Origin of the sequence: Pseudomonas sp. MWU318, assembly GCF_016756945.1 — a bacterium.
GTDB lineage: Bacteria > Pseudomonadota > Gammaproteobacteria > Pseudomonadales > Pseudomonadaceae > Aquipseudomonas > Aquipseudomonas putida_A.
This window is the reverse complement of sequence record NZ_JAESJL010000002.1, coordinates 783,204-796,843: the sequence shown is the minus strand read 5'-3', so window position 1 is coordinate 796,843 and position 13,640 is coordinate 783,204. Positions and strand designations below refer to the sequence as shown.

The window sequence follows — 13,640 nt, the reverse complement described above, 5'->3', positions numbered from 1 at the left end:
GGTAAGACTGTCATGAGCTACGGTTGGAATGATGTTCAACGTATTGCAGAAGAGCTGGCCGAGACCCATGAGGGGCTCGATCCGTACTCTGTAGGTTTCGTCCGTCTGCAGCATATGATCGAGGAGCTGCCTGACTTCGATAAGACCTCTGGCCGCGTTGGCGAGAAGGTGTTGGAAAGGGTTCAGGAGCTTTGGGCCGCAGAATTGGACTGATCGTCTCGCAGGTTAGGCAATACCCAAGAACCCGCGTATAATTCGCGGGTTTAATTTTTCGCAAATTACTGTTTCTGGAGTTACACCATGGCTGTTCAACGTACTTTCTCCATCATCAAGCCTGACGCTGTTGCAAAAGGCGCTGCCGGCGAAATCGTTACCCGTTTCGAAAAGGCTGGTCTGAAAGTGGTTGCTTCGAAAATGAAGCAGCTGTCCAAAGCCGAAGCTGAAGGCTTCTACGCTGAGCACAAAGAGCGCGGTTTCTTCGGTGACCTGGTTGCTTTCATGATCTCCGGTCCAGTGGTTGTTCAGGTTCTGGAAGGCGAAAACGCTATCGCTCGCAACCGTGAGCTGATGGGCGCTACCAACCCTAAAGAAGCTGCTGCCGGCACCATCCGTGCTGACTTCGCTGAGTCGATCGACGCCAACGCCGTTCACGGTTCGGACTCCGAAGCCGCTGCTGCTCGCGAAATCTCGTACTTCTTCGCAGCTACTGAAGTAACCACTCGCTAAGCATTGCTTTAAGAGTGAAGGTGAATCCATGACTACATCGACTGTTAAAACAAACCTGCTGGGTCTGACCCAGCCGGAAATGGAAAAATTCTTCGACTCAATCGGGGAGAAGCGTTTCCGTGCCGGTCAGGTAATGAAATGGATTCACCACTTTGGCGTCGATGATTTCGACGCCATGACGAACGTCAGCAAGGCCTTGCGCGACAAGCTCAAGGCTATTGCTGAAGTCCGTGGTCCCGAAGTGGTCAGCGAGGACATTTCCAGCGACGGCACCCGTAAGTGGGTGGTGCGCGTGGCGTCCGGCAGCTGTGTCGAGACTGTGTACATTCCCCAGGGCAAACGCGGCACGCTGTGCGTTTCGTCCCAGGCTGGCTGTGCCCTGGACTGCAGTTTCTGCTCCACCGGCAAGCAAGGCTTCAACAGCAACCTCACCGCCGCCGAAGTCATCGGTCAGGTGTGGATTGCCAACAAATCCTTCGGCAGTGTTCCCGCCACCATCGACCGCGCCATCACCAACGTGGTGATGATGGGCATGGGCGAACCGCTGCTGAACTTCGACAACGTCGTGGCCGCCATGCATCTGATGATGGATGATCTCGGTTACGGGATCTCCAAGCGCCGCGTGACCCTGTCCACTTCGGGCGTGGTGCCGATGATCGATGAGCTGGCCAAGCACATCGACGTCTCCCTGGCGTTGTCCCTGCACGCACCGAATGACGCATTGCGTAACCAATTGGTGCCGATCAACAAGAAATATCCGCTTAAGATGCTGCTCGAGTCGTGCCAGCGCTACATGTCCGCCCTGGGCGAGAAACGTGTGCTGACCATCGAGTACACCTTGCTCAAGGACGTCAACGACAAGCTTGAGCACGCCGTGGAAATGATCGAACTGCTCAAAGACATTCCATGCAAGATCAACCTGATTCCGTTCAACCCGTTCCCGCATTCCGGTTACGAACGGCCGAGCAACAACGCCATTCGTCGGTTCCAGGATCAGTTGCATCAGGCCGGCTTTAACGTCACTGTCCGCACCACCCGTGGTGAAGACATCGACGCCGCATGTGGTCAATTGGTAGGGCAGGTGCTGGATCGCACCCGTCGCAGTGAACGTTACATCGCCGTGCGCGAGTTGAGCGCCGACAGCGATCTGGCACAGAACGCCGCGAACACTAACTAAGAGAGGATCTCTATGTCCCTGCGCTTTGCGCTGCTGTTGCTGATGGCCAGCCTGTGTGCTGGTTGTGTCCTGTCGGGTGACTACAACCCGATGAAGACCAGCAAGGGCCGCGACGAAGCGCGTGCCGCCTACGTGCAGCTGGGACTGGGATACTTGCAGCAAGGGATGACCGAGCGCGCCAAGGTGCCGCTGAAGAAGGCGCTGGAGCTGGACGGCTCCGATCCTGATGCCAACGCTGCCCTCGGCCTGGTGTTCCAGGCCGAAATGGAGCCGAAGCTGGCCGACGAACATTTCCGCAAAGCCCTGTCCTCGCGTCCCACCGATGCACGAATCCTCAATAACTACGGCAGTTTTCTCTACGAAGAACAGCGTTACAAGGAAGCCTACGAGCGTTTTGAGCAGGCAGCCGCCGATACCCTGTATCCTGAGCGTTCGCGAGTCTTCGAGAACCTCGGCATGACCGCCTCGAAACTCGGTCAGCGGGATCTGGCGCAGCAGCAACTGGAAAAAGCCCTGCGGCTCAACCGTCAACAACCGCGCGCTTTGCTGGAAATGGCTGAGTTGTCCTTCGAAGACAGGCATTATGTGCCCGCGCGTGACTATTACGACCGTTTCAGCCTGCTAACCGAGCAAAATGCACGTAGTCTATTGCTCGGCGTTCGGCTGGCAAAAGTGTTTGAAGATCGCGACAAGGCCGCCAGTTATGGCCTGCAATTAAAACGACTCTATCCCGGTACGCCGGAATATCAGCAATACCTGTCGGAGCAATGATGAAAGCGGCGCATCCCGAAGTTGTAGCAGCGACTCGCGTTAATCCCGGTGAGACTTTGCGCCAGGCCCGCGAAAGCAATGGCTGGTCGCTGGCCGAAGTGGCCCTCAAGCTCAACCTCACCGTGACTTCCCTGAGCAATCTTGAAGCTGGCGCTTTCGACAAGCTGCCTGGGCATACCTTCGCTCGCGGTTACATTCGCGCTTATGCCAAATTGCTCGGGATGGATCAGACTGTTCTGGTTCAGCAATTCGACCAGTCCACCGGCACCGACTCACAGGGCAGCAACGTGCATGCGCTGGGTCGTATCGAAGAGCCGGTGCGGGTTTCACACACTATTTTGCGTATTGTCAGCCTGCTGTTGCTGGTCGCGGTCATCGGCGGCGGTTTCGTCTGGTGGCAGGATCAGACCTCGCAGCGCAGCAAGGACGTGACCAGCCTGGCCCCGGAGCACGTTGAAGTCGAAGGCGCCGACGGCACCACACAGATTCACCCGATCGACGAGCCGGAAGACCAGGCCGTTGCCGAAGGTCAGGCCGAGGGCGCAACCGCGCTGGCACTGCCGCAATCGGAAACCACCGCTGAATCGACCGGTGCCGAGCCGGTTGCTCCGGCCACCGCACCCGCCGCCCCGGCTGCAACCACGCCAGCCGCACCGGTTCACACACCGGCTCCGGTTGTGGCGGCTCCGGCGACTCCGGCACCGAATGCCCCGGCCACACCAGCGCCGACGGTCACCGCACCAGTGGTCGCGGCTACCCCTGCGCCGACCGCAGAAGCAGCTGTCCCAGCGGCTGGCGACGGCCAGGTGCAACTGCAGTTCACCGCCGATTGCTGGGCACAGGTCACCGATGGTCGTGGCAAAGTGCTGTTCAGCGGTCTGAAACATAAAGGCGACAGCGTTTCGGTTTCCGGCAAGCCGCCACTGGCGGTACGCCTGGGTGTGGCTCGCGCCGCACAGGTCAGCTACAACGGCCAACCGGTCGATATCGCTCCGTTCACCAGTGGCGAGACTGCTCGCCTGAAGTTGGGTCAATAAGTCATGCACGGCGAATCTCCAATCAAACGTCGCGTTTCGCGCAAGATCTGGGTCGGTAACGTACCTGTTGGCGGCGATGCGCCCATCGCTGTGCAGAGCATGACCAACAGCGACACCAATGATGTGGCTGCCACCGTCGCCCAGATCAATCGTCTGGAAGCGGCCGGCGTCGACATCGTCCGCGTTTCGGTACCGGACATGGACGCCGCCGAGGCGTTCGGCAGGATCAAGCAACTGGTCAAGGTGCCGCTGGTTGCCGATATCCACTTCGACTACAAGATCGCTCTGCGCGTCGCCGAACTGGGTGTGGACTGCCTGCGCATCAACCCGGGCAACATCGGTCGTGAAGACCGGGTGCGTGCCGTGGTCGATGCCGCCCGTGATCGCGGGATTCCGATCCGTATCGGCGTCAACGCCGGCTCGCTGGAAAAAGACCTGCAGAAGAAATACGGCGAACCGACCCCGGCTGCACTGGTCGAGTCCGCGCTGCGTCACGTCGAGCACCTCGAGCGCCTGAATTTCCAGGACTTCAAGGTCAGCGTGAAAGCCTCCGACGTGTTCATGGCCGTCGAAGCCTACCGTCTGCTGGCGAAAGAAATCGTCCAGCCGCTGCACCTGGGCATCACCGAAGCCGGTGGTTTGCGTTCGGGCACAGTGAAATCCGCCGTGGGCCTAGGTATGCTGCTCGCCGAGGGGATTGGCGATACTATCCGCATCTCGCTGGCGGCCGATCCGGTCGAGGAAGTGAAGGTCGGTTACGACATTCTCAAGTCTTTGCATCTGCGTTCCCGTGGCATCAACTTCATCGCCTGCCCGAGCTGCTCGCGGCAGAACTTCGATGTGGTCAAGACCATGAACGAGCTGGAAGGGCGCCTTGAAGACCTGCTGGTGCCGCTGGATGTCGCGGTGATCGGCTGCGTGGTCAACGGCCCCGGCGAAGCCAAGGAAGCCCATATCGGTTTGACCGGCGGCACGCCAAACCTGATTTACATCGACGGCAAGCCGTCGCAGAAACTGACGAATGACAATCTGGTGGATGAGCTGGAAAAGCTGATCCGCGAGAAAGCGGCCGAGAAGGTCGAAGCTGACGCAGCGGTCATCGCGCGCGGCTGAGCCTGACTGAAAGCCGAATGAATTTAAGGATTTAAAGTGAGCAAGTCTCTGCAAGCCATTCGTGGCATGAACGACATCCTGCCCGAACAGACCCCGCTGTGGCGTTATTTCGAGGGCACTGTCGCGCGTCTGCTGGATAACTACGGTTACAAGCAGATCCGCATGCCGATCGTCGAATTCACCGAGCTGTTCAAGCGCTCGATCGGTGAAGTGACCGACATCGTCGAAAAAGAGATGTACACCTTCGAAGATCGCAACGGCGACTCTCTGACCCTGCGCCCGGAAGGCACAGCGGCGTGTGTGCGTGCGGTGCTCGAACACGGCATCACCGGCGGTGGTCAGGTGCAGAAACTCTGGTACATCGGCCCGATGTTCCGCCACGAGCGTCCGCAGAAAGGCCGTTATCGCCAGTTCCACCAGATCGGTCTGGAGGTGTTCAACCTCGACGGTCCGGACATCGACGCCGAGCTGATCATCATGACCTGGCGCCTGTGGGGCGAGCTGGGTATCCGTGATGCGGTCAAGCTCGAGCTCAACAGCCTGGGCACCAGCGAATCCCGTGGTCGCTATCGTGAAGCGCTGGTCGAGTACCTCTCGGCGCACCACGACAAGCTCGACGAAGACAGCCAGCGTCGCCTGAAAACCAACCCGCTGCGCGTGCTCGACACCAAAAATGCCGACACTCAGGCGGTACTGGTCGATGCGCCGAAGATGGCCGACTACCTGGACGACGAATCCCGTGCGCACTTCGAAGGTCTGAAGGCGCGTCTGGACGCGGTTGGCATCCCGTACGTGCTTAACCCGAAACTGGTGCGCGGCCTCGATTACTACAGCAAAACCGTATTCGAATGGGTCACCGACAAGCTCGGCGCCCAGGGCACTGTCTGCGCGGGCGGTCGTTACGACGGTCTGGTCGAGCAGATGGGCGGCAAGCCGACTACCGGCGTGGGTTTCGCCATGGGCATCGAGCGTCTGGTGTTGATGCTCGAAACCCTGGAGCAGATCCCGGAAGAAATCTCCCGTCAGGTCGATGTCTACCTCTGTGCCTTTGGCGAGCAGGCCGAACTGGCCGGTCTGGCCCTGGCCGAGCGGGTACGTGACCAGCTTCCAAACCTGCGTCTGCAAGTCAATGCCGGCGCCGGCAGCTTCAAAAGCCAGTTCAAGAAAGCCGACAAGAGCGGTGCGCTGTATGCACTGATCCTGGGTGACGACGAAATGGCCCAGCAAGTGGTAGGTTTCAAACCCCTGCGTGGCCAGGGCGAACAACAAAGCATTGCCTGGGATGCGCTTGCCGCTCACCTGGCCACCTGCGTCGTGCAGGGTTGAAGCTGTCTAAACAGCCGATTTAGCGATTAAGGAGTATTGGGGTGTCGAGTACCGAAGACGAACAGTTGGCGGATTTGAAGGACTGGTGGACACGCAACGGCAAACCTCTGGTCACCGGCGGCCTGTTGGCGCTGGTCATCGTGTTCGGCTGGCAGGCTTTTCACAAGTATCAGAGCAACCAGTCGCAAGGCGCCTCGGTGCTCTATCAGCAACTGCTGGAAACCACGCTGACCCCGGACGGCAAGCCTGACGCTGCCCGCGTTGCGGATCTGGCCGGCAAGCTCAACAGCGAATTCGGCGGCACCGCGTACGCGCAGTACGGCAGCCTGTTCGTGGCCAAAGTAGCGGTCGACAGCGGCAAGCTGGACGACGCTGCGACTGAACTCAAAGCCATCGTTGCCAAACCGGCCAACCCGGCGCTGGGCGAAATCGCCCGTCAGCGTCTGGCGCAGGTGCTGGGTGCGCAGAACAAGGCCGATGAAGCCCTGAAGCTGCTCGACGGCGATGCCGACAAGGCGTTCCTGGCCACTCGCGAAGAACTCAAGGGTGATCTGCTGGTTCAGCTGGGTCGTACCGACGAGGCGAACACCGCGTATCAAAAAGCCAAGGCGGCACTGTCGGATGAAGCGGCAGTCGGCGGCCTTCAAATCAAGCTCGACGACCTGGCCAAAGGGGATGCGTGACGTGATCCGTTGGAAGCATGCAGCATTGCTGGCTCTGGCCATTCTGGCCGCGGGTTGCAGCAGCAACAGCAAAAAAGAACTGCCACCGGCCGAGCTGACCGACTTCAAAGAAGAAGTGGTTCTGCAAAAGCAGTGGAGCCGTTCGATCGGTGACGGTCAGGGTGAAACCTACAACATGCTGGTGCCGGCGATCGATGGTGACACCATCTACGCGGCCGATGTGACCGGCGTGTTGATGGCCATGGATCGCAGCAATGGCGACGTGAAGTGGAAAAAGGATCTTGAACTGCCTGTCTCCGGCGCCGTTGGCGTAGGTTACGGTCTGGTCACGATCGGTACCCTCAAAGGTGAAATCGTTGCCCTCGACGCCATCAACGGCGAAGAGAAGTGGCGCGCCCGGGTTTCCAGCGAAGTCCTCGCTCCGCCGGCCAACAACGGTGACGTTGTCGTGGTACAGACTCAGGACGATCGTCTGATCGGTCTGGACGCTGCTACCGGCGACCGTCGTTGGACTTATGACAGCACCCCTGCGGTCCTGACCCTGCGCGGCACCAGCGCACCCGTCGTGACCAACCGCCTCGCGGTGGCTGGCCTGTCGACCGGTAAAGTGGTTGCCTTGGACATTTCCAACGGCGTGCCGGTGTGGGAACAACGGGTCGCGATTCCAACCGGTCGTTCGGAACTGGAGCGCGTGGTCGACATCGATGGCGGTCTGCTGCTGTCCGGTGAAACCCTGTACGTCGCCAGCTATCAGGGCCGCGTCGCGGCACTCGACCTGCAAAGCGGTCGCCAGCTCTGGCAGCGCGATGCGTCGAGCTATGCCGGTGTCGCTCAAGGTTTCGGCAACGTCTACGTGAGCCTGTCTTCGGGCACCGTTGAAGGCGTTGACGAGCGTTCGACTACTGCACTGTGGAGCAACGACTCGCTGGCTCGCCGCCAACTGTCGGCTCCGGAAGTGTTCTCCAGCTACGTAGCCGTCGGTGACCTGGAAGGTTACCTGCACCTGTTGAGCCAGGTGGACGGTCGTTTTGTGGGTCGTGAGCGTATCGACAGTGACGGCCTGCGTGCCCGTCCGCTGGTGGTGGGCAACACGATCTATGTGTATGGCAACAGCGGCAAACTGGAAGCCCTGACCATCAAGTAACAACTATGCTTGGGGTTAACCCCCAAGCGGCCCCGGATTTCCGGGGCTTGCAGCGCTAACCGGCGTTGCCCCGAGCACCAGCCGCTGCCTCGCAGCGGCTTTTGTATTTTCTGAAATAACGAAGTGGAGAGCCGCATGGTTCCCGTAATCGCCCTGGTGGGCCGACCGAACGTCGGCAAATCCACCTTGTTCAACCGCCTGACCAGGACTCGTGACGCCATCGTCGGCGACTTGTCCGGTCTGACCCGTGATCGCCAGTACGGTGAGGCCAAGTGGCAAGGGCGTTCCTACATTCTGATCGACACCGGCGGTATCTCCGGTGACGAACACGGTATGGACGAAAAAATGGCCGAGCAGTCGCTGCTGGCCATTGAAGAAGCGGATGTTGTGCTGTTCCTGGTAGATGCCAAGGCCGGTTTCACCGCCGCCGACCAGATGATCGCCGAACACTTGCGCAAGCGTAACAAGCGTTCCCACGTGGTTGCCAACAAGGTCGACAACATCGACCCGGAAATGGCCCGCGCTGAATTTGCCCCGCTGGGCATGGGCCACGCGATCCCGATCGCCGGTGCTCACGGCCGTGGTATCACTCAACTGCTGGAAGCGGCACTGAGCGATTTCCCGCGTGACGAAGACGAGCCGCAGGAAGGCGAAGAGGAAGAGATCGTTGCCGAAGGCGAGGAAGCCAAGCGCATTCCTGGCCCGAGCGAAAAAGACGGGATCAAGATCGCCATCATCGGCCGTCCGAACGTCGGCAAGTCGACCCTGGTCAACCGCATGCTCGGTGAAGACCGGGTGATCGTCTACGACCAACCCGGCACCACCCGCGACAGTATCTACATCCCGTTCGAGCGTAACGACGAGAAGTACACGCTGATCGACACCGCCGGTGTGCGCAAGCGCGGCAAGATCCACGAAGAAGTCGAAAAATTCTCCGTGGTCAAAACCCTGCAGGCGATCAAAGACGCCAACGTGGTGATCTTCGTGATGGACGCCCGCGAAGGCGTGGTCGATCACGACCTCAACCTGCTGGGCTTTGCCCTCGAAGCTGGCCGTGCGCTGGTGATCGCGATCAACAAATGGGACGGCATGACCCCGAGCGAGCGCGACTACGTCAAGGTCGAGCTGCAACGTCGTCTGTTCTTCGTCGACTTCGCCGATATTCACTTCATCTCGGCGCTGCACGGCACGGGCGTGGGCAACCTCTACGCCTCGGTACAGAACTCGTTCAAGTCTGCGGTTACCCGCTGGCCGACCAGCCGCCTGACGCAGATTCTCGAAGACGCGGTCAGCGAGCACCAGCCGCCGATGGTCAACAGCCGCCGGATCAAGCTGCGTTACGCTCACCTGGGTGGCGCGAACCCGCCGATCATCGTGATTCACGGTAACCAGATCGAGAAAGTGCCGAAGTCGTATGTGCGCTATCTGGAGAACACTTACCGCCGTGTGCTGAAGCTGGTCGGTACGCCGATCCGCATCGAGTTCAAGGGCGGCGAGAACCCGTACGAAGGCAACAAGAACACGCTGACCGACCGCCAGGTCAACAAGAAGCGTCGTTTGATGTCGCACAACAAGAAAGCCAGCAAGAAGCGCCGCGACAAGAAGTGATCAAGGTTGATTGTTCCCACAATTGCGTGGGAACGCTCAACCGCTTCTGTAGGAGCTGGCGAAGCCTGCGATCTTTTGACTTTGCTTTGAAGGCAAGATCAAAAGATCGCAGCCTGCGGCAGCTCCTACAGGGTTCGGCGATAAAGAGGGTGCTCAGTTGAGCGCCCTTTTTTTATGGGCGCCGGATGGGCTATTCTCGGGCTCTCCCGCGCCGCCGTCAGAGCCGGGTGTAGAGCAGGGAACCCCTCGATGATCACCAGTAAGCTGCCGAATGTCGGCATCACTATTTTCACGCAGATGTCTCAGCTCGCGGCGCAGACCGGAGCGATCAACCTGTCCCAGGGTTTTCCTGATTTCGACGGCCCGCAGTCTCTGCGTGACGCGGTCGGTCGGCATATCGCCAGCGGCCATAACCAGTATTCACCGATGACCGGCCTGCCGGCGCTGCGCGAGCAGATCGCGGCGAAAATCGCGCGCAGCTATGGCGTGAAAGTCGGTGCCGACAGCGAAGTGACCGTTACGCCGGGTGCGACCCAGGCGATCTTTTGTGCGATTCAGGCGGTTATCCACAGCGGCGACGAAGTCATCGTGTTCGATCCGTGCTACGACAGCTATGACCCGGCGACGCAGTTGGCGGGTGGCCGCTGCGTGCATGTGCAGCTGAACCCGCACGATTTCTCCATCGATTTCGACAAGCTCGCCGCGGCCCTCAGCCCGCGCACGAAAATGATCGTCATCAACACCCCGCACAACCCGAGCGGTGCACTGATCAGCCGTGCCGAGCTCGATCAACTGGCGGAATTGATCCGTGGTCGTGACATCTACCTGATCAGCGACGAGGTGTACGAACATCTGGTGTTCGACGGCGTGCCGCATGTCAGCGTACTGTCCCACGAAGAGCTGTACCAGCGCGCATTTGTGGTCAGCTCGTTCGGCAAGACTTACCACGTGACGGGCTGGAAAACCGGTTACGTGGTTGCACCGCCGGCGCTGAACGCCGAGCTGCGCAAGGTGCACCAGTACGTCAGTTTCTGCGGGGTCACGCCACTGCAATACGCCCTGGCCGATTACATGGCCGAGCACCCGGAACACGTCGAAGAGCTGCCGGGTTTCTATCAGGCCAAACGCGACCTGTTCTGCGATTTGCTGGCGCCGTCGCGCTTTACCTTCACCCGCGTCACCGGCACCTATTTCCAGTTGGTCGACTACTCGCAGATCCGTCCTGACTTGAACGACGTCGACATGGCGATCTGGATGACCCGCGAACACGGCGTCGCCAGTATTCCAGTTTCGGTGTTCTATCAGAATCCACCGCAAGGCCAGCGCCTGGTGCGCCTGTGCTTTGCCAAACGCGAGGAGACGCTGCGCGAGGCAGCGGCAAAACTATGCGTGATCTGAGTGCATTGCCTGATCTCAATCTGGCGCTGATCCAGACCAGCCTGGCCTGGCATGACCGTCAGGCCAACCTCGAGCACTTCGACGTGTTGCTGGAGCAGGCCCGAGGCGCGGATCTGATCATCCTGCCGGAGATGTTCACCACCGGTTTCTCCATGGAATCGGAAACCCTCGCCGAAGCCGAGCATGGCCCGACCAGCAAATGGATGAAGGCGCAGGCCGCGAAGCTCAATGCGGTGATCACCGGCAGCGTGATCATTCAGGCGGCTGACGGCAGCCATCGCAACCGCCTGCTGTGGGCGCGCCCGGACGGCGAAGTCTGGCATTACGACAAGCGCCACCTGTTCCGCATGGCCGGCGAACACAATCACTACACCCCCGGCGAGCGCCAGGTGCAGTTCGAACTCAAGGGCTGGCGCATTCGGCCGCTGATTTGCTACGACCTGCGCTTCCCGGTGTGGAGTCGCGACGCGCAGGACACCGATCTGCTGTTGTACACCGCCAACTGGCCGGGTGCGCGGCGTCTGCACTGGAACCGCTTGTTGCCGGCGCGGGCGATTGAAAACCTGTGCTACGTGGCGGCAGTGAACCGGATCGGCACCGACGGCAAGGGCTTTGCCTATACCGGCGACAGTCAGGTGCTGGATTTCCAGGGTGAGACGTTGCTGGCGGCGGGGGAGGCGGACGGGGTTTTCAAGGTTGTACTGGAAGCCGCGCCATTGGCGGCGTATCGCGAGCGCTTCCCGGCGAATCTGGATGCGGATACCTTCGAGTTCACCTGAAAAACAAAGATCGCAGCCTGCGGCAGCTCTTACATCGGGACGGCGTACATCCTGTAGGAGCTGCCGAAGGCTGCGATCTTTTGATCTAAACAAAAAGGCCCCAGAGTTCACACTCCGGGGCCTTTTGCATTTCAGCGAAGGCTTAGGCCGCTTTCGCTTCCGGCTGGCTCAACGAGCGGTTCAGCGCACTGAACAGCGCCTTGAAGCTGGCGGTGGTGATGTTTTCATCGATACCCACGCCGTGCACCGCACGCTCACCGTTCACGCGCAGCTCGATGTACGCGGCTGCCTTGGCGTTGGTGCCCGCGCCGATCGCGTGTTCGTTGTAGTCCATGATCTCCACCGGAATCGGCAGGCCGGCCACCAGTGCTTCCAGCGCGCCGTTGCCCTTGCCGCGCCAGTGCAGGTTGGTTTCGCCCTGACCCTTGCTCGCCACTTCCACTTCGACGGCGCTGTTGCCGTTTTCTTCCTGCAGGCGATGGCTGACCAGCGCGTACGGGGTGTTGGCTTGCAGGTATTCGCTGATCAACAGCGAGTGGATCTGCTTGGCGGTCATTTCCAGGCCGAGGCGATCGGTTTCCCGCTGCACCACCTGGCTGAACTCGATCTGCATGCGACGCGGCAGGCTGATGCCGTATTCCTGCTCCAGCAGGTAGGCGATACCGCCCTTGCCCGACTGGCTGTTCACACGAATCACCGCCTCGTAGCTGCGACCGATGTCGGCCGGGTCGATCGGCAGGTACGGCACTTCCCACAGGGTATCCGGTTTCTGCTGGGCGAAGCCCTTGCGGATCGCGTCCTGGTGCGAGCCGGAGAATGCGGTGTGAACCAGGTCGCCGACGTACGGGTGACGCGGGTGCACCTGGATCTGGTTGCACTCTTCGACGACTTTGCGCACGCCGTCGATGTCGGAGAAGTCCAGCTCAGGGTCAACGCCCTGGGTGTACATGTTCAGTGCCACAGTAACGAGGTCGACGTTACCGGTGCGCTCGCCGTTGCCGAACAGGCAGCCTTCGACGCGATCCGCGCCGGCCATCAGGCCCAACTCGGTGGCGGCGACGCCGGTGCCACGGTCGTTGTGGGTGTGCAGGCTGATGATCACGCTGTCACGACGGTTGATGTTGCGGCCGAACCATTCGATCTGGTCGGCGTAGACGTTCGGGGTCGCGCATTCAACGGTGGCCGGCAAGTTGAGTATCATCTTGTGCTCAGGCGTCGGGTTCCAGACCTCGATCACCGCGTCACAGACTTCCTTGGCAAACTCCAGCTCGGTGGCGCTGAAGGTTTCCGGGGAGTATTCGAAAGTCCACTCGGTGTCCGGTTGCATCGCCGCGTATTTGACGAACAGCTTGGCGGCGTTGACCGCGATGGCCTTGATGCCGTCCTTGTCCTGGTTGAAGACGATGCGACGGAAAGACGGCGAGGTGGCGTTGTACAGGTGAACGATGGCTTTCTTCGCCCCGCGCAGGGATTCGAAGGTGCGCTCGATCAAGTCTTCACGGCCCTGGGTCAGCACCTGAATGGTGGTGTCGTCCGGGATGTGGCCTTCTTCGATCAGGGTACGCACGAAGTCGAAGTCGGTTTGCGAAGCGGCCGGGAACGAGGCTTCGATTTCCTTCACGCCGACTTGCACGAGGGTTTTCCAGAAGCGCAGCTTCTTCACCGCGTCCATCGGCTCGATCAGCGACTGGTTACCGTCACGCAGGTCGGAGCTGCACCAGATCGGCGCGGCGTCGATGGTTTTCGACGGCCAGGTGCGATCCGGCAGATTGATGACGGGGAACGCGCGGTATTTCGAAGACGGGTCTTTGAGCATGCTCATCGGGAAAATCCTTATTGTCTGGGCCGAAAAGAGGCGGCCTGCCGGTGGAACGAATG

At 60.2% G+C, this 13,640-nt stretch carries 13 protein-coding genes; 12 read left to right on the top strand and 1 reads right to left on the bottom strand.

Annotation, left to right across the window (positions count from 1 at the left end; genetic code table 11):
- Positions 1 to 12: 12 nt before the first annotated feature.
- The 12 genes from iscX to JN524_RS07490 all read left to right on the top strand — a co-directional run bounded on the left by iscX (position 13) and on the right by JN524_RS07490 (position 11,762).
- A complete protein-coding gene (gene iscX, locus JN524_RS07545; protein WP_003227895.1) occupies positions 13 to 213 on the top strand; it encodes a Fe-S cluster assembly protein IscX in 201 nt (66 codons plus the stop codon).
- Between the two features lie 87 nt (positions 214 to 300).
- Positions 301 to 726: a nucleoside-diphosphate kinase gene (ndk, locus tag JN524_RS07540; RefSeq protein WP_003227894.1), complete on the top strand. Its 426-nt coding sequence runs from the start codon at positions 301 to 303 to the stop codon at positions 724 to 726.
- 28 nt (positions 727 to 754) lie between these two features.
- On the top strand, positions 755 to 1,903 hold the full coding sequence (gene rlmN / locus JN524_RS07535) for a 23S rRNA (adenine(2503)-C(2))-methyltransferase RlmN (RefSeq protein WP_003227893.1): 1,149 nt from the start codon (positions 755 to 757) through the stop codon (positions 1,901 to 1,903).
- A 12-nt stretch (positions 1,904 to 1,915) separates the two neighbouring features.
- Entirely contained in the window at positions 1,916 to 2,674 is a 759-nt protein-coding gene (gene pilW, locus JN524_RS07530) for a type IV pilus biogenesis/stability protein PilW (protein WP_007964430.1), read from the top strand.
- Positions 2,674 to 3,711, top strand: coding sequence for a RodZ domain-containing protein (locus JN524_RS07525; protein ID WP_115988960.1), 1,038 nt, complete (start codon positions 2,674 to 2,676; stop codon positions 3,709 to 3,711). The genes pilW and JN524_RS07525 overlap by 1 nt, the downstream gene beginning before the upstream one ends.
- A 3-nt stretch (positions 3,712 to 3,714) precedes the next feature.
- Complete coding sequence (gene ispG, locus JN524_RS07520) at positions 3,715 to 4,824, top strand: flavodoxin-dependent (E)-4-hydroxy-3-methylbut-2-enyl-diphosphate synthase (RefSeq protein WP_007964434.1); 1,110 nt, start codon at positions 3,715 to 3,717, stop codon at positions 4,822 to 4,824.
- 36 nt (positions 4,825 to 4,860) lie between these two features.
- Positions 4,861 to 6,150 carry a histidine--tRNA ligase gene (gene hisS, locus JN524_RS07515; RefSeq protein WP_007964435.1) on the top strand — a complete coding sequence of 430 codons (1,290 nt, stop codon included), beginning with the start codon at positions 4,861 to 4,863 and terminating at the stop codon, positions 6,148 to 6,150.
- Positions 6,151 to 6,191: 41 nt separating this feature from the next.
- A complete protein-coding gene (locus JN524_RS07510) occupies positions 6,192 to 6,833 on the top strand; it encodes a tetratricopeptide repeat protein (RefSeq protein WP_007964436.1) in 642 nt (213 codons plus the stop codon).
- A complete protein-coding gene (gene bamB, locus JN524_RS07505; protein ID WP_027612133.1) occupies positions 6,826 to 7,977 on the top strand; it encodes an outer membrane protein assembly factor BamB in 1,152 nt (383 codons plus the stop codon). The genes JN524_RS07510 and bamB overlap by 8 nt, the downstream gene beginning before the upstream one ends.
- A gap of 135 nt (positions 7,978 to 8,112) precedes the next feature.
- Positions 8,113 to 9,585 carry a ribosome biogenesis GTPase Der gene (gene der, locus JN524_RS07500; RefSeq protein WP_003227884.1) on the top strand — a complete coding sequence of 491 codons (1,473 nt, stop codon included), beginning with the start codon at positions 8,113 to 8,115 and terminating at the stop codon, positions 9,583 to 9,585.
- A gap of 249 nt (positions 9,586 to 9,834) precedes the next feature.
- Positions 9,835 to 10,983 (top strand): pyridoxal phosphate-dependent aminotransferase, encoded by a 1,149-nt coding sequence (locus JN524_RS07495; RefSeq protein ID WP_202368976.1) that lies wholly within the window; start codon positions 9,835 to 9,837, stop codon positions 10,981 to 10,983.
- Positions 10,971 to 11,762, top strand: coding sequence for an amidohydrolase (locus tag JN524_RS07490; RefSeq protein WP_202368975.1), 792 nt, complete (start codon positions 10,971 to 10,973; stop codon positions 11,760 to 11,762). Before JN524_RS07495 ends, JN524_RS07490 begins: the two co-directional genes overlap by 13 nt.
- Before the next feature lie 142 nt (positions 11,763 to 11,904).
- Here JN524_RS07490 and leuA read toward each other — a convergent pair whose 3' ends face one another.
- Entirely contained in the window at positions 11,905 to 13,584 is a 1,680-nt protein-coding gene (gene leuA, locus JN524_RS07485) for a 2-isopropylmalate synthase (protein ID WP_027612129.1), read from the bottom strand.
- Positions 13,585 to 13,640 lie beyond the last annotated feature (56 nt).

Coding starts and splice junctions, on each gene's coding strand:
- iscX (WP_003227895.1), top strand. CDS start 13: ATGAGCTACGGTTGGAATGATGTTCAACGTATTGCAGAAGAGCTGGCC.
- rlmN (WP_003227893.1), top strand. CDS start 755: ATGACTACATCGACTGTTAAAACAAACCTGCTGGGTCTGACCCAGCCG.
- der (WP_003227884.1), top strand. CDS start 8,113: ATGGTTCCCGTAATCGCCCTGGTGGGCCGACCGAACGTCGGCAAATCC.
- JN524_RS07525 (WP_115988960.1), top strand. CDS start 2,674: ATGAAAGCGGCGCATCCCGAAGTTGTAGCAGCGACTCGCGTTAATCCC.
- JN524_RS07490 (WP_202368975.1), top strand. CDS start 10,971: ATGCGTGATCTGAGTGCATTGCCTGATCTCAATCTGGCGCTGATCCAG.
- bamB (WP_027612133.1), top strand. CDS start 6,826: ATGCGTGACGTGATCCGTTGGAAGCATGCAGCATTGCTGGCTCTGGCC.
- ndk (WP_003227894.1), top strand. CDS start 301: ATGGCTGTTCAACGTACTTTCTCCATCATCAAGCCTGACGCTGTTGCA.
- pilW (WP_007964430.1), top strand. CDS start 1,916: ATGTCCCTGCGCTTTGCGCTGCTGTTGCTGATGGCCAGCCTGTGTGCT.
- leuA (WP_027612129.1), bottom strand. CDS start 13,584: ATGAGCATGCTCAAAGACCCGTCTTCGAAATACCGCGCGTTCCCCGTC.
- ispG (WP_007964434.1), top strand. CDS start 3,715: ATGCACGGCGAATCTCCAATCAAACGTCGCGTTTCGCGCAAGATCTGG.
- JN524_RS07495 (WP_202368976.1), top strand. CDS start 9,835: ATGATCACCAGTAAGCTGCCGAATGTCGGCATCACTATTTTCACGCAG.